The 18,546-nt window shown below is 71.8% G+C and carries 17 protein-coding genes; 4 read left to right on the forward strand and 13 right to left on the reverse strand.

All coding sequences use genetic code 11. The features are described 5' to 3' along the window. From FB563_RS04145 to FB563_RS04175, 7 genes are all read right to left on the reverse strand, one after another. Positions 1–1,260, reverse strand: coding sequence for a type III PLP-dependent enzyme (locus tag FB563_RS04145; protein WP_055706632.1), 1,260 nt, complete (start codon positions 1,258–1,260; stop codon positions 1–3). Further along, the gene (locus FB563_RS04150) at positions 1,257–2,549 is read right to left on the reverse strand and encodes a DUF6271 family protein (RefSeq protein ID WP_055706631.1); all 1,293 of its coding nucleotides are present in this window, start codon (positions 2,547–2,549) and stop codon (positions 1,257–1,259) included. Before FB563_RS04150 ends, FB563_RS04145 begins: the two co-directional genes overlap by 4 nt. After that, a complete protein-coding gene (locus FB563_RS04155; RefSeq protein ID WP_055706630.1) occupies positions 2,546–3,580 on the reverse strand; it encodes a phytanoyl-CoA dioxygenase family protein in 1,035 nt (344 codons plus the stop codon). The genes FB563_RS04150 and FB563_RS04155 overlap by 4 nt, the downstream gene beginning before the upstream one ends. Before the next feature lie 99 nt (positions 3,581–3,679). Then, entirely contained in the window at positions 3,680–5,167 is a 1,488-nt protein-coding gene (locus FB563_RS04160) for a glycoside hydrolase family 3 protein (protein WP_142218468.1), read from the reverse strand. An 8-nt stretch (positions 5,168–5,175) separates the two neighbouring features. After that, positions 5,176–6,006 carry a carbohydrate ABC transporter permease gene (locus FB563_RS04165; protein ID WP_142218469.1) on the reverse strand — a complete coding sequence of 277 codons (831 nt, stop codon included), beginning with the start codon at positions 6,004–6,006 and terminating at the stop codon, positions 5,176–5,178. Next, positions 6,003–7,001, reverse strand: a complete 999-nt coding sequence (locus tag FB563_RS04170; protein WP_142218470.1) for a carbohydrate ABC transporter permease — start codon at positions 6,999–7,001, stop codon at positions 6,003–6,005. Before FB563_RS04170 ends, FB563_RS04165 begins: the two co-directional genes overlap by 4 nt. A gap of 99 nt (positions 7,002–7,100) precedes the next feature. After that, positions 7,101–8,381 carry an extracellular solute-binding protein gene (locus FB563_RS04175; protein WP_142218471.1) on the reverse strand — a complete coding sequence of 427 codons (1,281 nt, stop codon included), beginning with the start codon at positions 8,379–8,381 and terminating at the stop codon, positions 7,101–7,103. A 324-nt stretch (positions 8,382–8,705) separates the two neighbouring features. On the opposite strand from FB563_RS04175, the gene FB563_RS04180 reads away from it, so the two are divergent. Beyond that, a complete protein-coding gene (locus tag FB563_RS04180) occupies positions 8,706–9,503 on the forward strand; it encodes a GntR family transcriptional regulator (RefSeq protein WP_142218472.1) in 798 nt (265 codons plus the stop codon). A gap of 131 nt (positions 9,504–9,634) precedes the next feature. On the opposite strand, the gene FB563_RS04185 is transcribed toward FB563_RS04180, so the two are convergent. After that, a complete protein-coding gene (locus tag FB563_RS04185) occupies positions 9,635–10,060 on the reverse strand; it encodes a DUF6299 family protein (RefSeq protein ID WP_142218473.1) in 426 nt (141 codons plus the stop codon). A 232-nt stretch (positions 10,061–10,292) separates the two neighbouring features. On the opposite strand from FB563_RS04185, the gene FB563_RS04190 reads away from it, so the two are divergent. Beyond that, positions 10,293–10,487, forward strand: coding sequence for a DUF5999 family protein (locus tag FB563_RS04190; RefSeq protein WP_142218474.1), 195 nt, complete (start codon positions 10,293–10,295; stop codon positions 10,485–10,487). A gap of 17 nt (positions 10,488–10,504) precedes the next feature. Here the strand turns inward: FB563_RS04190 and FB563_RS04195 are convergent, their stop codons facing one another. Both FB563_RS04195 and FB563_RS04200 read right to left on the reverse strand, forming a co-directional pair. Then, on the reverse strand, positions 10,505–10,903 hold the full coding sequence (locus FB563_RS04195) for a RidA family protein (RefSeq protein WP_142218475.1): 399 nt from the start codon (positions 10,901–10,903) through the stop codon (positions 10,505–10,507). Next, the gene (locus FB563_RS04200; RefSeq protein WP_142218476.1) at positions 10,900–12,054 is read right to left on the reverse strand and encodes an acyl-CoA dehydrogenase family protein; all 1,155 of its coding nucleotides are present in this window, start codon (positions 12,052–12,054) and stop codon (positions 10,900–10,902) included. Before FB563_RS04200 ends, FB563_RS04195 begins: the two co-directional genes overlap by 4 nt. A 227-nt stretch (positions 12,055–12,281) precedes the next feature. On the opposite strand from FB563_RS04200, the gene FB563_RS04205 reads away from it, so the two are divergent. Together FB563_RS04205 and FB563_RS04210 are read left to right on the forward strand one after the other, a co-directional pair. Further along, a complete protein-coding gene (locus tag FB563_RS04205; RefSeq protein ID WP_142218477.1) occupies positions 12,282–13,874 on the forward strand; it encodes an AMP-binding protein in 1,593 nt (530 codons plus the stop codon). A gap of 15 nt (positions 13,875–13,889) precedes the next feature. Next, positions 13,890–14,702, forward strand: a complete 813-nt coding sequence (locus FB563_RS04210) for a PaaX family transcriptional regulator (protein ID WP_142218478.1) — start codon at positions 13,890–13,892, stop codon at positions 14,700–14,702. A 12-nt stretch (positions 14,703–14,714) separates the two neighbouring features. Here the strand turns inward: FB563_RS04210 and FB563_RS43875 are convergent, their stop codons facing one another. From FB563_RS43875 to FB563_RS04225, 3 genes are all read right to left on the reverse strand, one after another. Further along, positions 14,715–15,113 (reverse strand): hypothetical protein, encoded by a 399-nt coding sequence (locus FB563_RS43875; protein WP_244329001.1) that lies wholly within the window; start codon positions 15,111–15,113, stop codon positions 14,715–14,717. A gap of 135 nt (positions 15,114–15,248) precedes the next feature. After that, positions 15,249–17,513: a bifunctional salicylyl-CoA 5-hydroxylase/oxidoreductase gene (locus tag FB563_RS04220; protein WP_142218479.1), complete on the reverse strand. Its 2,265-nt coding sequence runs from the start codon at positions 17,511–17,513 to the stop codon at positions 15,249–15,251. 6 nt (positions 17,514–17,519) lie between these two features. Then, positions 17,520–18,347 (reverse strand): enoyl-CoA hydratase family protein, encoded by an 828-nt coding sequence (locus FB563_RS04225; protein ID WP_055705126.1) that lies wholly within the window; start codon positions 18,345–18,347, stop codon positions 17,520–17,522. Positions 18,348–18,546 lie beyond the last annotated feature (199 nt).

The raw sequence follows: 18,546 nt of genomic DNA on the forward strand, positions 1-18,546 counted from the left end.
TCAGTGGTGTCCTTCCTGACCCCGGACGCACACGCAGGGCAGCGGGCGGATGCCGTTGAACCCCTGGGTCATGTAGCTGGTGGCATAGGCGCCGGCGGAGAGGATCCAGACCGGATCGCCGGAGGTGACGGACGCCGGGACGCGCACCGGGTGCCGGCCCTCGCCGTAGGCGTCGTCGCTGTCGCAGGTGGGGCCCGCGACGATCGCGGAGACGTGGTCCACCGCGTCGAGGTGGCCGGGGAACACCATCCGGTGCGTCAACTGGTCCATTTCGTACAGGCCGTTGAACTTGCCACAGCTCAGGTAGAGCCAGTGGGCGTTCGTCCCGTCCGGCTGCCGGCGGCGGGTGAGCCGGGAGACGTGGGCGCGGACGGCGCCGTGGTCGGCGACCAGGTGGCGGCCCGGCTCCATGACGAAGTCGAGCGGGGCGGAGCTGAGGTCGCGCAGCCGGTCCATGCCCTCGCGGAGCACGGTGAAGATCTTGTCCAGGGGCGGGTCGAGGGGGTTGCCGTGGCGGTCCCGGTAGCCGAGCGCGGGCAGGCCGCCGCCGAGGTTCACGTGGTCGGGTACAATCCCCCGCCCGGCCAGCGCCGTCAGCGTCCCGGCGAGGGTGTCGAGGGCCTGCTGCCAGGCCTCGCAGGTCATCTGCTGGGAGCCGACGTGCACGGACAGTCCGGCCGGGGTGAGTCCGGCCTCGCGGGCCGTCTCCAGCACGTGGACGGCGTCGTCGGGGGCGCAGCCGAACTTGCGGTTCAGGCCCCACAGGGCGCCGGTACCTCCGGTGGTCAGGCGGCAGAACACCCGGGCCCCCGGCGCGTGTGCGGCGATGGCGGTGACGTCCTCGACGCTGTCGGTGGCGAAGGTGCGGACACCTAGGCGGTGGGCTTCGGCGATGTCCTGGTCCGACTTGATGGTGTTGCCGTAGTGGACGCGGTGTGGCTGCGCGCCGGCGTGGAGGGCTTGGGTGATTTCGGCGGGGCTGGCTGCGTCGAATCCCGATCCGCGGGCTGCGAGGGTGTGCAGGACCTCGTCGACGGGGCAGGCCTTGAGGGCGAAGCGGATGTGGGTGCCGGGCAACTCGTCGAGCAGGGCGTCGTATTGGTGCTCTACGCCGGTGAGGTCGTAGATGATGCGGTCGGATTCGGCTGCGGCGAGGGATTCGGCCAGTGCGCCTACGGATGTGCCGCGAAATGCCGTCGTGCGGCTGCGGGTCTTGTGTGGCTTGTCGCACAGTTCCCCGCGCCCCTGCGGGGCGCTCATGTGCGGGCTGCTTTGATCAGGGCCGGCCAGGCCTCGACCAGGTGTGCGAAGTCCTCCATGTCCGACTCCGCCTCGTCCAATAACCGTTCGCGCTCTTCCGCGAGTTGGTCGGCGAAGCTCGCGTACCGCCCGCCCAGCTTGCGGTACGCCGTGTCCACCCGGTCCAGGCGCCAGACGTTCTCCGTGCGGTCCAGGGCCGTGCTCTCCCGCAGGAACTCCACGATCCGGTCGGGCCGTACCCGGTGCCGCTCGTCCAGCAGAGCGGCACCCTCGGCGGCCATGCGGTCGTAGACGCGGTGGAAGTAGAGCATCGAGAGCAGGAACTTCACGAACCGCCGCTGGTAGGCCGGGAAGCCGGTGTCGGTGCGGCGTTCGGGGGTGTGGAAGTTCTCGATGTGGCGGTTGTGGAGGATGCCGGGCAGGCCCGCGTCGTGGACCAGGTGGAGGAGGAAGTAGTCGCTGCCGATGGTGTCGGTGGCGGGCGGCAGGGGGATCCGCTCGTACACGGCGTGGTCGAAGGCGATGTTGCACATGTCGACGCGCATGGGGTCGACCACGGTGAGGGTCGCCCGGTCGGCGGTGAAGGGGGCCGTGCCCGCGCCGGTGAAGGACTCCTCGACCAGGTGCCGTTTGCGTTCCTCGGGCCAGTCGCCGGGCGCCCAGAGGCTGACGACGTCGTGGTACACGTCCTCGTCCAGGCGCCGTATCTCGCCGATGTCGACGGAGAACGCGCCGATGAAGGAGGCGCCCACCAGTGACACGGGGCGGCCCAGCAGCGCCGGGGCGAGGTCGGTGCGGGTGACGGAGGCCGCGGCCTCGGCGGCGGGACTGCCCAGCCAGGGCAGCTCGTGGTGGACGGGGAACACCGGTCGGCGGTCATGGAGTTGGTAGGTGCTGTCGGAGTCCCTGCGGTGCAGCGAATGGCAGCCGAGGGCGGCGGCCAGCAGGAAGGCACGGTTGGTGCAGGCGCCGTAGGAGACGGTGGGCGGGAGCATCAGGTGCAGGAGGCGGTCGGGCTGCTGCGAGCCGGCTCGTTCGATCGTCCGGCGCAGGAAGGCGCGCTGGGCCTCCTCGTCCAGGTGGTGGACCGTGACGCCGGGTACCGGGTGGAGTCCGGCGACGACCCGGGCGTGCCCGGCGCGGGTGCGGTCGGCGGAGGAGTCGAGGATCAGCAGCTGGACGTCTGCGCCGTGGCGGCGGACGGCGTAGGCGGCCTCGTCGTGGAGGGCGGTGATGGTGGACGGGCAGGCCCGGTTGGTGGGCAGGCAGAGGCAGATCCGGTGGTTCACGGTGCCTCTTCCGCCGCGGCGGTCCAGGAGTCCAGGCCGAGCAGTCTTCTGCCGAGCGGGGTGAGCGTGGCGGGGCCGTAGCGGTCGGCCTCCGGCGTGCGGGCGTCACCCAGGAGGGTGGCGTTCCAGTCGGGGGTGGCCAGGGTGCGCCAGGAGTCGATGCGGGAGTCGCGCAGTGCCGTGTGCTCCTCCAGCGCCGGCATCATCGACAGGTACTGGACGGCTCGGACACCGTTGTCGGAGAGGTTCGGTGCCACGCCGTGCGCCAGCAGCCCGTTGAAGATCAGCAGGTCGCCGGCCTGGAGGTCGGGGCGGATCACCGGGAACTCGGCGCGGTCGGTGCCGGGCCGGACCGGGTCGCGGCCGGGCGGCTGGGCCACGCGCCACTCCTCGAAGCGGCGGAAGAGCTCGGGCGCGCACTGGAAGCCGCCGAGGTCGGGCCGGGTGTCGGTGAGGGCGATGATGCCCTGGACGCGCTGCGGGAGGACGGCGAGGGTGGTGTCGACGTCCCAGTGCAGCTCGATGTCGAAGCCCTCGTCTGCGGGTTCGATCAGGGAGCGGGAACGGGTGCGTACGTTGGGCGGGTTGAGGTTCAGCCGGTCCAGGGTGACCCACAGTTCCGGGCAGTCCCATATGTCCACGAAGGCGTCGTACACGCGCTGCGTCTGGCGGCTGTCCCAGATGAGCTGGTGGTGGTAGGCCTCGACGAAGCCGTAGATGAACAGGTGCCGGTCGAGTTCGGAGCGGAACGGCGGTTCCGCGTACCAGGTGTCGGGGCGGTCGGGGTCGAGGCCCTGGAACTCCCAGGCGAAGTCGAGGAGTTGCTTGGCCTCGCCGGGGGTGATGGCCTCGCGGACGACAACGTAGCCGTACGTCTGCCAGAAGGCGAAGTCCTCCTCGGACAGCACCCGCAGGGGCTGGGACTTCTCGATGTGGCGCAGTGGGGTGGGGGCGAGGTACGTCTCGCCGTCGGCGCTGAAGTAGGGGCGGGCCGAGGCCGCTCGGTGGAGGTGGGGGTGGGGCGTCTGCATGCGGTTCCTCTGGACAACGTGTGCAGGTGAGATCCGGGAAGACGGCAGGATCGAGCGGGCCGCCCGCGCGGGCGGCGGGCGGCCGGTGGAGCGGGTGGCTCAGCCCGCGACGACGGCCTCCGCCGCCGCCACACCGCAGACCCGGGCGGCACCGTAGGTGGCGATGTGCAGGGCGCCGCGCGGGGCGGCCTGCGGCAGGCCCATCTCCACGACGACGGTGTCGGGGCGGGCGGCGAGCAGGGTGTCGAGGGCCGAGGCCATCCAGTCGTGCCGGTGTTCGTCGCGGACCACGGCGACGATCCGGCGGCCGTCGGCCGCGGCCAGCGCCTCCGCGCCGACACCCTCACCGGTGAAGGAGCCGGAGGCGGTGCCGGGCAGCAGCCGCTGCAGCTCGGCGGCCACGCCCCACGGGGTCTGGTCGCCGACGGCGATGTTGCGGGCCGGCTCGAACTGGGCGACGTACACCGGTGCGGTGACCGGTGCGGCGGCGCCCGCGCGGGTCACTCTCAGCGCGCGGCGGGCCGCGACCAGGCCGATCTCGGGGTTCGGCTCGGTGTCCGCCGCGCCGCTGCGGGCCCCGGCGGTCCACGCGGCCAGGTCCCGGACCCGGGCGGCGGCGTCGGCGAGCCGTTCCTCGGGCAGCTCGCCGGAGCGTACGGCCGCCACGAGCGCGTCCCTGAGCCTCAGCACGGTGCCCTCGTCGCACAGTCCGCCGCCCACGCAGATGGCGTCGGCGCCGGCCGCGATCGCCAGGACCACGCCGTGCTCCAGGCCGTACGTGCCGGATATCGCGCGCATCTCCATGCCGTCGGTGACGATCAGGCCCTGGTAGCCGAGTTCACCGCGCAGCAGCTCGGTCAGAACGCGGCGGGAGAGGGTGCCGGGGCGGTCCGGGTCCAGGGCCGGCACGAGGATGTGGGCGCTCATGACGGCCCGGGTGCCGGCGGCGATCGCCGCGCGGAACGGGGGCAGTTCACGCTCGTACAGGGTGTCGGCGTCGACGTCGATGCGGGGCACGGCGTGGTGGGAGTCCACGTTGGTGTCGCCGTGGCCCGGGAAGTGCTTGGTGCAGGCGGCGACGCCGGTGGACTGCAGGCCCTCGACCCAGGCGGCGGTGTGCCGGGCGACCAGGTCGGTGCTCGCGCCGAAGGAGCGCACCCCGATGACGGGGTTGTCGGGGTTGGCGTTGACGTCGGCGGACGGCGCCCAGTCGAAGTTGACGCCGCAGGCGGCCAGGCGCCGGCCCAGCTCGCGGGAGACGGCCCGGGTGAGGTGTGGGTCGTCGACGGCGCCGAGGGCGTGGTTGCCGGGGAAGGCGGAGCCGGAGCGCACGTCGAGGCGGGTGACGTCGCCGCTCTCCTCGTCGATGGCGACCAGCAGATCGTCCCGTTCGGTCCGCAACTGGGCGGTGAGGGAGGTGACCTGGTCCTCGCTGACGACGTTGCGGCCGAACAGGGCGACGGAGGCGAGGCCCTCGCCGAGGCGGCGGCGCACCCAGTCCGGCGCGGTGGTGCCGTCGAACCCCGGCTGCAGCACCGCGAGGGCGTCCCGGGTGAGGGTGTCAGGGCCGGTGGCGAGTGTGGTCATCGGCGGGGTCATCCCTTCACGGCGCCGTCGGTCAGGCCGCTGACGGCCTTGCGTTGCAGGAAGATGAAGAGGATCAGGATGGGCAGCGCGAACAGGGACGAGGCGGCCATGGTGGCTCCCCAGTCGTCGCCGAAGGCGGTCTGGAACTGCGACAGCCACAGCGGCAGGGTCTGCTTCTCGATGTCCTTGTTGAGGATCAGGACGAGCGGGAACTCGTTCCAGGCGGTGATGAAGCCGAAGAGCGAGGTCGCCATCAGGCCGGGCGCGAGCAGTGGGAAGATGACCCGCACGAAGGCCTGCGTGCGGGTGCAGCCGTCGACCATCGCCGCCTCCTCCAGGTCCTTCGGTACGGCGGCCACGTAGCCGCGCAGCGTCAGGATGGTCAGCGGGAGCACCATCATCGTGTAGAAGACGGTGAGCGGGACCAGGCTGTCCAGCATGTCGTTGTCACGGACGATCATGTAGATGGCGATGATCATGACCTCCCAGGGGGCCATCTGCGCCAGCATGAACGTCACGATGAGCCCGCGCCGGCCCTTGAACCGCATCCGGGCGAGCGCGAACGCGGCGACCAGGGCGATGACGAGCGCGAACACCACCGACAGGACCGTGACGGTGACGGAGTTGGCGACCAGCGTCCAGAAGTGGTCGGCGTGGATCGCCTTCTCGAAGTGGCCGAGGGTGACGTTCGTCGGGAACCACACCGGGTCGTCGGAGATGATGTCGCCGGTCGGTTTGAACGCCGTCGCGAACATCCAGTAGACGGGGAACACGAAGCCGGCGAAGAGGACGACGGCGGTCGCGTTGGGCCAGATACGGCCGAAGAGCGAGCGCTTCACAGCTCGTCCTCCTCTTGCTTGAGCACCATGCGCAGGTAGTACGAGGTGATGACGAGCAACGCCAGGATGGTCAGGAACGAGATCGCCGCGCCGACCCCGAAGTGCTGGTTGCCGACGCCCTCGACGAAGGCGTAGATCGGCAGGGTCTCGGTGAGGCGGTCGGGTCCGCCCTGGTTGATCGCGAAGAGTTGCGTGAACGACTTGAAGACCCAGATGACCTCGAGGAAGGTCGTGGCGTACAGGAAGGGCCGCAGGAAGGGCAGGGTCACCGAGGTGAAGCTCTGCCAGGCGCCGGCGCCGTCCAGGGACGCGGCCTCGTACAGCTCCCTGGGGATCGTGGTGGTGGCGGCGTAGAGGTTGATCGCCACGAACGGGATCGACTGCCACACGATCAGCAGGATGACCACGGCGAACGTGGAGAACTGGCTGCCCAGCCAGTTGTGGCCGGCCATGGAGTGCCAGCCGAGCCTGTCCAGCGTCCAGTTGACGACGCCGAAGCGCTGGGCGAACAGCCACTGGTAGACGGTGGTGGCGGCGACGGGGGGCATCGCCCAGGCCAGGACGAGGCCCACCATGAGCAGCAGCCGCATCCGCTTGCCGAGCCGGACCAGCAGCAGGCCCATCAGGGTGCCGAGCCCCATGATGAGGACGACGTTGGCGGCGGTGAAGAAGACGGAGCGCTCGACGACGTGCCAGAACTCCGGCTCGCTCAGCACCTGCCGGTAGTTCTCGACGCCGTTCCACTCGGTGAGGTGCTGGATGAGCTGGCGCGGGTTGAGGTTCTGGAACGACAGCATGCCGTTCTTCACCAGCGGCCAGCCGAGCAGGACCACCGTGGCCAGCAGCGCGGGCAGCAGCAGGAGGTAGGGGGCGGCGGCACCGCGGCGGGACGGGGCCCGGGAGCCGCGGTCCTCAGCCCTCGGCGGCCTGGGTATCCGGGCCTTGCGGACAGCGGGCCCCCCGGCCGTGTCCGTGCCCTGGGTCTGCACTGACATGAGTTGCCATCTCTTCCGTGGCCGTACGAACTCCATGGCCGCGCGTGCGTACGGCACATGGAGCCGGGGGCGCCCGGTGCGGCGCCCCCGGCGGGATCATCAGTTCTGCTGGGCCAGGCGCTTGTCGATCTCGCCCTCGACGTCCTTGGCGGCCGCCGCGGGAGCCTTTCCGTTCAGCACCGCGGTCATGTAGGACTTGATCGGGTTCGGGGTGTTCTCCACCGCGGCCCACTCCGGGATCAGCGGGGTGGTGCCGCCGGCCGCGGCGGCGGGCGCGGCGGCCTCGGCGGCGCCGTTGCCCTTGAGGTTGCTCTGCAGGGACGTCTTGTTCGGGATGACGCCGTTGAGCTTGGCCAGTTCGCCCTCGTACTGGTCGGACAGGGCGATCTTCAGGAACTCCTTGGCGAGGGACTGCTTCTTGCTGTTCTGGGCGACGGCGAGGTTGGAGCCGCCGAGGAAGACGCCCTCGGGCTTGTCGGCGGTGGCGCCGGGGATGGTGAAGTAGCCGAGGTCCTTCTCGATGGCCTTGTTGGCCTGGATGGCGGTGCCGGCCTCCCAGCCCATGCCGATGAACGCGCCGGTCTTGCCCTTGGCGAAGACCGTGGCCTGCTGCGGGGTGGCCTCGTCCTTGTCCTTGGGGGCCTTGGAGTAGGAGGCGTACTTCTTGTAGATCTCCATCGCCGCGGTGACCTTCGGGTCGGCGAGGTTGGAGACGTACTTGCCGCCCTGCTTCTTCACCAGGTCGGCGCCCTGGCCGATGGTCAGGCCGTCGAAGAAGTACCAGTTCTGGCCGGGCAGGTAGAGCGGCTCGGCGTCGGTCTTCTTGCCGATGGTGTCCAGGTCCTTGAAGAACTCGTCGCGGGTCTTCGGGGTGGACGTGATGCCGGCCTTCGCCCAGATCGCCTTGTTGTAGACGACGACGCGGTTGGCGAAGTACCAGGGGGCGGCGTACTGCTTGCCCTCGTACACGGAGGACTGGGAGACCGACGGCGTCCAGTCGGCGCCGATCTCCTTCTTCAGGTCGGAGAGGTCGGCGAGGCCGCCGGTGGCCGCGTAGGCCGGGGTCTGGGTGTTGCCGACCTCCAGGACGTCCGGCGGGTTGTCCTCGGAGAGGGCGGTGGTGATCTTCTGCTGGATCCCGTCCCACTTCTGGATCTCGAACTTCAGCTTCGCGCCGGTCTTCTTCTCGAACGCGGCCTGGACGTCCTTGCTCCACTGCGGCGGCGCGGACCCGTCCATGGTCCAGACGGTGAGCGTCTGGCCCTTCCAGGTGTCCGGCCCCGCGTTCTTGCCGCTGTCGTCGCCCTTGCTTCCGCCACACGCCGCAACGGAGACCATCATGCCCGCGATCACGATCGCGGCAGCGAGCTTGCGCTTCACGCCACCCTCCTCAGGGATGCCTCTAACCCCCCACGCCCTCGGCGGTGACCTGCGTACGACGCTGTTGCACGTAGGGCTCGGGACCTGGCCACTAATGGTGTAGACCAGTACGGTGGAGCTTGGCCTAGACCTTTCGAGGTGTCAAGGGTGGTCCGGGAAGCCGATTCCGGCCGTTACGAGAACGTCACCGGAGCGCGTCCGTCCGCATCCGCCCCTTTCGCCCGGCCGTTGGATCGGACCAGAACTGAGCGATCGCGTTGGACTAGACCATAGGGCAGTTGGTCGCTATAACGGGAGACCGTCGACACAGCCGGGAAGGCAGGCATGACCACCGACGTCAGCAGCGCCCAGCCGCAGTCAGGGGCGTACGGCCGCACCGCGCGCGTGCCGAAGTACTACCGGATCAAACAGCGACTGCTCGCCATGGCGGAGGAGTTGCAACCCGGCTCGGCGATGCCGGCCGAGCGGCTGCTCGCCGTCCGGTTCGACACCTCGCGGACCACCATCCGGCAGGCGCTCACGGAACTCGTGGGCGAGGGCCGCCTGGACCGGGTCCAGGGCAAGGGCACCTTCGTCTCCCAGCCCAAGCTGTACCGCACGCTCCAGCTGACCTCGCACACCGAGGACATGCGCGCGCAGGGCCTCACGCCCGCCTCGCAGGTGCTGGACATCGGGGAGATCCCGGCCGACCAGCGGCTGGCGGAGCTGCTCGGCACCGGCGCCGGCGAGCCCGTCCTGCGCATCGAGCGGCTGCGGCTGGCCAGCGGCGACCCGATGGCGATCGAGACGACCCACCTGTCCGCGCGGCGCTTCCCCGGCCTGCGCCGCTCGCTGGCGACCCGGCCCTCGCTGTACACGGCGCTCGCCGAGGTGTACGGCGTCCATCTCGCCGAGGCCGACGAGACCATCGAGACCTCGCTGTCCACCCCGCGCGAGGCACACCTGCTCGCCACCGACGTGGGGCTGCCGATGCTGCTGCTGTCCCGGCACTCGCGGGACGCGGAGGGCCGGCCGGTGGAGTGGGTGCGCTCGGTGTACCGGGGTTCCCGCTACAAGTTCGTGGCGGCGTTGCGCCGTCCGGCGGGGGGAGCGGTGGCACGGCGGGCGGGCGGTTCCCGGTGACGTGAGGGTGCCGCAGCCGTTCCGCCGGCGCCGGATGCGCGAGGCCGGCGGCGCTCGCGGTGCCGCTGCTCGGCCGGGCCGCCCGGCCGGGGAGGAGGTGCCGCACCTGTCCGGCGCCGCCGGTGCGGGTGTCACTTGAGCGTGACGTCCTGCTCCTTGAGGGCGTGGAAGGCCGGCAGCAACAGCACCAGGCCGCCGTCGCGCAGTTCCGTGACCGTCGCCTGCACATGGGCCTTGCCGGCCTTCAGGGTCTTCGGCGAGACCTTGCCGCTGTTCTCCCAGTGGTGCTCGGCGCCGTCGCACTGGGCGGGGCTGCCGCCGATGCCGTACACGGTGGTGCGGTCACCCTGGCTGATCGAGGAGCTGACGAAGGCGACACCGCTGGCATCGGTGCAGCGGTAGGTGCCGCTGAGCGTGATCGTGCCGTCCTTGGCGATGTGGCCGGTCGGATCGACCGTGACGGTCTCGGACGAGTCGGCGGCGGCTGCCGGGGCGACGGCGGCGCACAGCAGTGCGGCTGTGCCGAGGGCCGCGGCGAGGGCGGGGCGTACGGGCACGGGTACCTCCGGGTCCACGGAATGGGAGGTTCCACTGGTACCGGTCGGCCGGGCCGTCGGGCGTGACCGTCACTCCAACGGTGGCGCGTCATCGAACCGTCCGGGAGTTGTCCGGGTGTTGTCACGCTTCACGGCGCGCGGTTCCGGGGCGTTCACGACGGGAGCATGGTCTTCGTATGACGGCCGGCGGCCGCACCCGCCGGCCCCACACATCCCGATGTGGAGGTGCGCCATGTGCTCCGACCAGTCCTCGTGCCCCGCGTCCGGTCCCGCCCCGCGGCACCCGGTGGCCGCCCACCCCGAGCAGGGCTGGACCCTGCTGTGCGACGGCTCGATCGTGTTCGACGACAGCGGCGAACTCCGCCCCGACGGCAGCGTGGTCCCGCCGCGCCGGGTCCCGGCGGAACGGCTCGCCACGGCCGCCTGACCCCGGCCGCCCAGGACCTAGGACAGCACGGCGAACCCGTCCAGTTCCACCAGCGCCCGCTCGTCCCACAGCCGTACGACCTGGACGACGGCCATCGCCGGGTAGTCCCGGCCCGCCAGGTCCCGCCAGACGCGGCCGAGCCGGCCGGCGTGGGCGCGGTACGCGGCGACGTCCGTGGCGTAGACGGTGACCCGGGCGAGGTCGGCGGGGGTGCCGCCGGCCGCGCGCAGGGCGGCGAGGAGGTTGCCGAGGGCCCGCTCGAACTGCTCGGGGAGCGTGTCGCCGGTGACCTTGCCGTCGGCGTCGAGGGCGGTCTGGCCGGCGAGGAACACCACGCGCGAGCCGGAGGCGACGACGGCGTGCGAGAACCCCGTGGGCGGGGACAGCTCGGGCGGGTTGACGCGTTCGGTCGTCACCGGGACGCCTCCTCGGTCTCCGGGGCCGGCCCTGCGGTCTCCTTGTACAACTCCTTGGCGATGATGCCCCGTTGGACCTCGCTGGCGCCCTCGTAGATGCGCGGGGCGCGCACCTCGCGGTAGAGGTGTTCGAGGAGGTGGCCGCGGCGCAGGGCACGGGCGCCGTGCAGCTGGACGGCGGTGTCGACGACGTACTGCGCGGTCTCGGTGGCGAGCAGCTTGGCCATCGCGGCGCGCTTCGGCACGTCCGGCGCGCCCTCGTCGTACGCCGTCGCAGCCGCGTGGACCATCAGCCGGGCCGCCTCGGTGCGCAGGGCCATCTCGGCGACCTGGTGGGCGACGGTCTGCAGGTCCATCAGCCGGCCGCCGAAGGCCTCGCGGCGGCGGGTGTGTTCGAGGGTGGCGTCGAGCGCGGCCTGGGCCATGCCGACCGCGAAGGCGCCGACGCTGGGGCGGAAGAGATTGAGGGTGCCCATGGCGACGGCGAAGCCGCGGTCGGGTTCGCCGAGCACGTCGTGCGCGGTGACCGGCACGGCGTCGAAGTCCAGGGCGCCGATGGGGTGCGGCGAGAGCATGTCCAGGGCGGTGCCGGTGAGTCCGGGCCGGTCGGCGGGGACGAGGAAGGCGGTCACGCCGCGGGCTGCGGCGCCGGGTGTGGTGCGGGCGAAGACGGTGTAGAAGTCGGCCTCGGGGGCGTTGGAGATCCAGCGCTTGGCACCGGTGAGCCGCCAGCGGCCGGCGCCGTCGGGCTCGGCGGCGAGGGACAGCGCGGCCGCGTCCGAACCGGCCCCCGGCTCGCTGAGCGCGAAGGCGGCGACCGCGCTGCCGTCGGCGACCCCGGGCAGCCAGCGTTCGCGCTGGGCGGGGCTGCCATGGGCGTGCACCGGGTGGGCGCCCAGGCCCTGCAGGGCGAGCGCGGTCTCGGCCTCGGTGCAGGCCTGGGCGAGGGACTCCCGCATCAGGCACAGGTCGAGCGCGCCGGAACCGAACAGCCGGGCCAGCAGCCCGAGTTGACCGAGCTCGGCGAGCAGCGGCCGGTTGACGTGGCCCGGCTCGCCCTTGTCGGCGAGCGGGCGCAGCCGTTCGGCGGCCATCGTGCGCAGCTCGGCACACCAGGCGGTCTGCCGCGGTTCGAGCGAGAATGCGGGCACTGCCGGTCCTCCCTCCGGTCCGGGCCACCCTGACCCTTCCCGTTCGCCGTCCGGTACGGGGCCCTCACGACCCCGCCCCCCCTGCCACCCGGACTCCCTTCCGACCTTATCGCGCAAGGTTGACTGCCGTCACCAACACGATACGCTCAAGGCGCGAGCCCACCAGGACGCCGGTGCCCACCACGACGCCCGTCTCGACGTTTGTCACGGCAAGGGGGCGAACCGCCATGCATCACTCGGCCCATGTCGACACCTTCGCGCGCGACCATCTGCCGCCGCCGGACGAGTGGCCCGAGCTGCGGTTCGACCTGCCGGAGCTGCGCTACCCCGAACGGCTGAACTGCGCCGCCGAACTCCTCGACCACGCCGGGCCGGACCGCCCGGTCTTCCACACCCCTGACGGGCCCACCTGGACGTACGGCGAGCTGCGCGCACGGGTCGACCGGATCGCGCACGTCCTCACCGGCGACCTCGGCGTGGTGCCGGGCAACCGGGTGCTGCTGCGCGGCCCCACCACCCCCTGGCTCGCCGCCTGCTGGCTGGCCGTGCTGAAGGCGGGCGCGATAGCCGTCACCGTGCTGGACCGGCAGCGCCCGCACGAGCTGGCCACCATGTGCGACATCGCCCTGGTGCGGCACGCGCTGTGCGACATCCGGTCGGTGGAGGACCTGGCGAAGGCCGACATACCGGGGTTGCGGATCACGACGTACGGCGGTGACGGCCCCGACGACCTCCTGCACCGCCCCGGGCCCGGCACGCCGTACCCGGCGGTCGACACCGCGGCCGACGACGTGGCCCTGATCGCGTTCACCTCGGGCACCACGGGTCGCCCGAAGGGGTGCATGCACTTCCACCGGGACGTGCTGGCGATCGCGGACACCTTCTCGCGGCATGTGCTGCGCCCGCGCGCGGACGACGTCTTCACCGGCAGTCCCCCGCTCGGCTTCACCTTCGGCCTGGGCGGTCTGGTGGTGTTCCCGATGCGGGCCGGTGCCAGCTCCCTGCTCCTGGAACAGGCGGGCCCCCGGCAGTTGCTCCCCGCGATCGCCGAGCACCGCGTCTCGGTCCTGTTCACCGCCCCGACCGCGTACCGCGCCATGCTGGAGGAGCTCGACCGGCACGACCTCTCGTCGCTGCGGCGCTGTGTGTCGGCCGGCGAGAACCTGCCCGCGGCCACCTGGCGGGCCTGGCACGAGCGCACCGGACTGCGTCTCATCAACGGCATCGGCGCGACCGAGCTGCTGCACATCTTCGTCTCCGCGGCCGACGAGCGGATCAGGCCGGGCACCACGGGGGTGCCGGTGCCGGGCTGGCAGGCGCGGGTGCAGGACACGCACGGCACGCCGGTGCCGGACGGCGAGCCCGGCCTGCTCGCCGTGCGCGGCCCGGTCGGCTGCCGCTACCTCGCCGACCCGCGGCAACGGGAGTACGTGCGCGGCGGCTGGAACATCACCGGTGACACCTATGTCCGCGAGTCCGACGGCTACCTCCGTTATGTGGCCCGCGCCGACGACATGATCATCTCCGCCGGGTACAACATCGCCGGGCCCGAGGTGGAGGACGCGCTGCTGCGGCACCCGGACGTGGTGGAGTCGGCGGTCGTGGGCCGCCCGGACGAGGCCCGTGGACAGGTGGTGGTCGCCTACACCGTGCTGCGCGCGGGCGCCCGGCGCGACCCGGAGGCCCTGCGCACCTTCCTCAAGTCGGAACTGGCACCCTACAAATGCCCGCGCGAGTTCGTCTTCCTCGACGCGCTCCCGCGCACCGCCACCGGCAAGCTCCAGCGCTTCCGGCTGCGCACCGAAGGTGACCGGCAGTGATACCGGCGACCTAAAATGATCAACGTGTCAGAGCAGCACGCCCCCAGGTCCCTCATCGTCACGCTCTACGGCGCGTACGGCCGCTTCATGCCCGGCCCGGTGCCCGTCGCCGAGCTGATCCGGCTCCTGGCCGCGGTCGGCGTGGACGCGCCCTCGGTCCGTTCCTCGGTGTCCCGGCTCAAACGGCGCGGCCTGCTGCTGCCGGCGCGCACCGCCGTGGGCGCCGCCGGCTACGAACTCTCCCCGGAGGCACGGCAGTTGCTGGAGGACGGCGACCGGCGTATCTACGCGACCACGCCCGTTGCGGACGAGGGCTGGGTGCTCGCGGTGTTCTCCGTGCCCGAGTCGGAGCGGCAGAAGCGGCATGTGCTGCGCTCCCGGCTGGCCGGCCTGGGCTTCGGCACGGCGGCCCCCGGGGTGTGGATCGCCCCGGCGCGGCTGTACGAGGAGACCCGGCACACCCTGCGCCGGCTGCACCTGGATCCGTACGTCGACCTCTTCCGCGGCGAGCACCTGGGCTTCGCCCCGACGGCCGAGGCGGTCGCCCGCTGGTGGGACCTGGCCGCGATCGCCAAGGAGCACGAGCGCTTCCTGGACGCGCACGGCCCGGTGCTGCACTCCTGGGAGCGCCGCCCGGACACCCCGCCCGAGGAGGCCTACCGGGACTACCTCCGCGCCCTCGACTCCTGGCGCCACCTGCCCTACACCGACCCCGGCCTGCCGAGCCGCCTGCTGCCCGCGGGCTGGCCGGGCAAGCGCTCGGCGGAGGTCTTCCGGGGGCTGCACACGCGCCTGCGGGACGCGGGTGCGCGGTTCGCGGGGCTGTGAGCGGCCGGTGCCTCAGAACCGGCGCAGCCGCATCGCGACACCGTGTCCGACCGCGAGGTAGATCACCGCGGGCAGACCGTAGTCGAGCAGGACCCGGAGGTTCTCCGTGCCCATCGTGAAGATGTCCTGTGACCACCAGGCCAGCGAGTCGGCCACGTCCGCCACGAATCCCACGAAGACGTTCGCGTGATTGGCCCGCAGCAGGTACAGCAGGATCCACAGCCCCAGGAACGCCGCCGCGACATCGGCGATCGTATGGATGACCAGCGCGGCACGCCGGATGCCCGAGCCGTCCCGGCCGCGCTGCCGGGCGGGGGCGGCGGGCGGCGCCGCGGGGGCCGCGTACCGGGGGGCCGGAGTGCGGCCGTATCCATGTCCGGGCTGCTCGGGCAGCGGCCTGGTGTCAGTCATCGCAGTCTCGATCCCTGTGGGTCCGTCGAATGGCTCGAAAGAACCTAGACAGGTGTCGATAACAGGTCGGTTCAGGAACGGTGCGGATGACGTGGAAGGCCTGTGACCGACCCCGCACGCCCCTCCCCCGGGCCTTCAGGTGAGCGACAGCCGGGGCTTCGGGGCGTCCGTGCGGCCGGTCTGCGGGCGCCTGCTGCCCGCCCGGTAGGGGGCCGGCCAGGCGACGCCGGGACCTTCGTAGCCCTGCTCGGCCGCCGCGTGCAGGGTCCAGTGCGGGTCGTACAGGTGCGGACGGCCCAGCGCGCACAGGTCGGTGCGCCCGGCGAGGATCAGGGAGTTGACGTCGTCCCAGGACGAGATCGCTCCGACGGCGATCACCGGGACACGTGCCGAGTGCCGGATCCGGTCGGCGAACGGCGTCTGGTACGACCGCCCGAACTCCGGCCGCTCCTCGGCCACCACCTGCCCGGTGGAGACGTCGATCGCGTCGGCCCCGTGCGCGGCGAAGGCGCGGGCGATCTCCACCGCGTCCTCGGCGGTGGTGCCGCCCTCGGCCCAGTCCGTGGCCGAGATGCGGACCGTCATGGGCCGCTCCGCCGGCCACACCGCGCGTACGGCGTCGAAGACCTCCAGCGGGAACCGCAGCCGCCGCTGAAGTGAGCCGCCGTAGGCGTCGGTGCGCCGGTTGGTGAGCGGGGAGAGGAAGCCGGAGAGCAGGTAGCCGTGTGCACAGTGCAGTTCGAGGAGGTCGAAGCCGGCCCGTGCGGCCCGCCAGGCGGCCGCGGTGAACTGCTCGCGGATGTCGGTGAGCTGGGCCCGTGAGAGCTCGCGCGGCACCTGGCTGCCCGGCTTGTACGGCAGTGGGGAGGCGGCGACGAGGGGCCAGTTGCCGCCGGGCAGCGGCTCGTCCATGCCCTCCCACATCAGTCTGGTGGAGCCCTTGCGGCCCGAGTGGCCGAGCTGTACACCGATCGCGGTGCCGGGTGCCCGGGTGTGCACGAAGTCGGTGATCCGCCGCCATGCCTCGGCCTGCCGGCCGGTGTAGAGACCGGCACAGCCCGGCGTGATGCGGCCCTCCTCGCTCACGCACACCATCTCGGTCATGACCAGACCGGCCCCGCCGAGGGCGCGGGCACCGAGGTGGACGAGGTGGAAGTCGCCGGGCACGCCGTCGGTGGCGGAGTACATGTCCATCGGCGAGACGACGACCCGGTTGCGCAGGGTCAGTCCACGCAGCCGGAACGGGGTGAACATCGGGGGTGTGCCGGGCGGGCAGCCGAACTCGCGCTCGACCGCCTCGGTGAAGTGGGCGTCGCGCAGCCTGAGGTTGTCGTGGGTGACGCGGCGGCTGCGGGTGAGCAGGTTGAAGGCGAACTGGCGGGGCGGCTGGTCCAGGTACAGCCGCAGGTTCTCGAACCATTCCAGGCTGGCCCGCGCGGCTCGCTGGGTGGAGGCGACGACGGGCTTGCGCTCCTCCTCGTAAGCCGCCAACGCACGTGGTACGTCCGGCTGTTCCTCCAGGCACGCGGCCAGGGCCAGCGCGTCCTCGACGGCGAGTTTGGTGCCGGAGCCGATGGAGAAGTGGGCGGTGTGGGCGGCGTCGCCGAGGAGGACGACGTTGCCGTGGGACCAGCGGTCGTTGACCACCGTACGGAAGCCGGTCCAGGCCGAGTTGTTGGAGCGCAGGGGGCGGCCGCGGAGCGCTTCCGCGAAGATCTTGGCGCAGCGGTCGATGGACTCCTGCGGGGTGACCTCGTCGAATCCCGCCGCCTTCCAGACCTCCTCGCGCATCTCGACGATCACGGTGGAGGCCTCGGCCGCGTACGGGTAGCCGTGCAGTTGCATCACGCCGTGTTCCGTCTCGGCGATCTCGAAACGGAAGGCGTCGAAGGGGAAGTCGGCGGCGAGCCAGATGTAGCGGCAGCGTTGTGCCGTCACCTGGGGGGTGAACACATCGGCGTAGGTGGCGCGGGTGGTGCTGTGCAGACCGTCGGCGGCGATGACGAGGTCGTACTCGGTCGAGAGCGTGTGCGGGTGGGGCGCCTCGGTACGGAAGCCGAGCTCCACGCCCAGGGAGCGGCACCGGTCGTGCAGGATCTCCAGCAGGCGACGACGTCCGAGAGCGGCGAAGCCGTGGCCTCCGGAGCGGTGGGTGACACCCCGGTGGACGATGTCGATGTCGTCCCAGCGGACGAAGTCGCGTTGCAGGGCCCCGTAGACGACGGGGTCGGCGTGTTCGATGCCGCCGAGGGTCTCGTCGGAGAGGACGACCCCGAAGCCGAAGGTCTCGTCGGGGGCGTTGCGTTCCCAGACCCTGACTTCCCTCTCGGGGTCCAGCCGTTTCAGCAGCGCTGCCGCGTACAGGCCACCGGGACCCCCGCCGATGATCGCCACCTTCATGGCAGCTCACCTCCCCCGCCACTTCGGTGGGCGCTTCTCCGTGAAGGCCGCATGGAACTCGGCGTAGTCCTCGCCGTTCATCAGCAGGGCCTGGGTCGAGGCGTCCAGCTCGATCGAGGCGGCCAGGGGCATGTCCAGTTCGGCTGTGAGCAGGGCCTTGGTCTGGGCGTGCGCCAGGGCCGGGCCGTCGGCCAGGCGGCGGGCCAGTGCGTGAGCGGCCTCGTCGGCCCTGCCCTCGTCGGTCAGCTCGCTGAGCAGGCCGATGCGCTCGGCCTCGGGGGCGCGGACCGGTTCGCCCAGCATCAGCAGGCGGGTGGCGTGGCCGAGGCCGACGACGCGGGGCAGCAGGTAGGCCGCGCCCATGTCGCCGCCGGACAGGCCGACGCGGGTGAAGAGGAAGGCGAAGCGGGCGGTGGGGTCCGCGACGCGGAAGTCGGACGCCAGGGCCAGGACCGCGCCGGCGCCGGCCGCCACGCCGTGCACCGCGGCGATCACCGGGAAGGGGCATTCGCGGATCGCCCGGACCACCTGGCCGGTCATCCGGTTGAAGTCGAGCAGTTGGGCGGTGTCCATGCCGAGGGTGGCGCCGATGATCTCCTCGACGTCGCCGCCGGAGCAGAAGCCCCGCCCCTCCCCGGCCAGCACCAAGGCGCGCACGGCGCGCTCCCGGGACAGCTCGGCCAGCAGGTCGCGCAGGTCGGCGTAGGCGCCGAAGGTGAGCGCGTTGAGCTTGTCGGGACGGGCGAGGGTGACGGTGGCGACCCCGTCGGCGAGCTGGACCCGCAGGTGCTCCCAGTCGGAGGTGCGGGCGGCGGAGCCGGTGAAGGGACTCATGACGTGCGGCCTCCTAGGGCGGCGGTGCCGTACGTTGCGCTGTCCCATGAAGTTATCACTGCTTTGTGACTGTCGTCACGACTGCGCGACAGACCGCGGGCGATCGGCCGGTTCCGGTCACGTCCGTCACCGGTCGTCGACAGGGCCGTAACAGTGGGCACGGGCGGGCGAGGCGGGCCGTTCGCCCGGGTAAGCCGCC

The sequence above is a fragment of the Streptomyces puniciscabiei genome (assembly GCF_006715785.1).
In the GTDB taxonomy this organism is placed as follows: Bacteria; Actinomycetota; Actinomycetes; order Streptomycetales; family Streptomycetaceae; genus Streptomyces; species Streptomyces puniciscabiei.

What these genes read in the sequence shown, in the direction of transcription:
- FB563_RS04170 (WP_142218470.1), bottom strand. Translation starts at nt 7,001, where the DNA reads ATGTCAGTGCAGACCCAGGGCACGGACACGGCCGGGGGGCCCGCTGTC.
- FB563_RS04220 (WP_142218479.1), bottom strand. Translation starts at nt 17,513, where the DNA reads ATGAAGGTGGCGATCATCGGCGGGGGTCCCGGTGGCCTGTACGCGGCA.
- FB563_RS04210 (WP_142218478.1), top strand. Translation starts at nt 13,890, where the DNA reads ATGATCAACGTGTCAGAGCAGCACGCCCCCAGGTCCCTCATCGTCACG.
- FB563_RS04160 (WP_142218468.1), bottom strand. Translation starts at nt 5,167, where the DNA reads ATGACCACACTCGCCACCGGCCCTGACACCCTCACCCGGGACGCCCTC.
- FB563_RS04225 (WP_055705126.1), bottom strand. Translation starts at nt 18,347, where the DNA reads ATGAGTCCCTTCACCGGCTCCGCCGCCCGCACCTCCGACTGGGAGCAC.
- FB563_RS43875 (WP_244329001.1), bottom strand. Translation starts at nt 15,113, where the DNA reads ATGACTGACACCAGGCCGCTGCCCGAGCAGCCCGGACATGGATACGGC.
- FB563_RS04205 (WP_142218477.1), top strand. Translation starts at nt 12,282, where the DNA reads ATGCATCACTCGGCCCATGTCGACACCTTCGCGCGCGACCATCTGCCG.
- FB563_RS04145 (WP_055706632.1), bottom strand. Translation starts at nt 1,260, where the DNA reads ATGAGCGCCCCGCAGGGGCGCGGGGAACTGTGCGACAAGCCACACAAG.
- FB563_RS04190 (WP_142218474.1), top strand. Translation starts at nt 10,293, where the DNA reads ATGTGCTCCGACCAGTCCTCGTGCCCCGCGTCCGGTCCCGCCCCGCGG.
- FB563_RS04155 (WP_055706630.1), bottom strand. Translation starts at nt 3,580, where the DNA reads ATGCAGACGCCCCACCCCCACCTCCACCGAGCGGCCTCGGCCCGCCCC.
- FB563_RS04180 (WP_142218472.1), top strand. Translation starts at nt 8,706, where the DNA reads ATGACCACCGACGTCAGCAGCGCCCAGCCGCAGTCAGGGGCGTACGGC.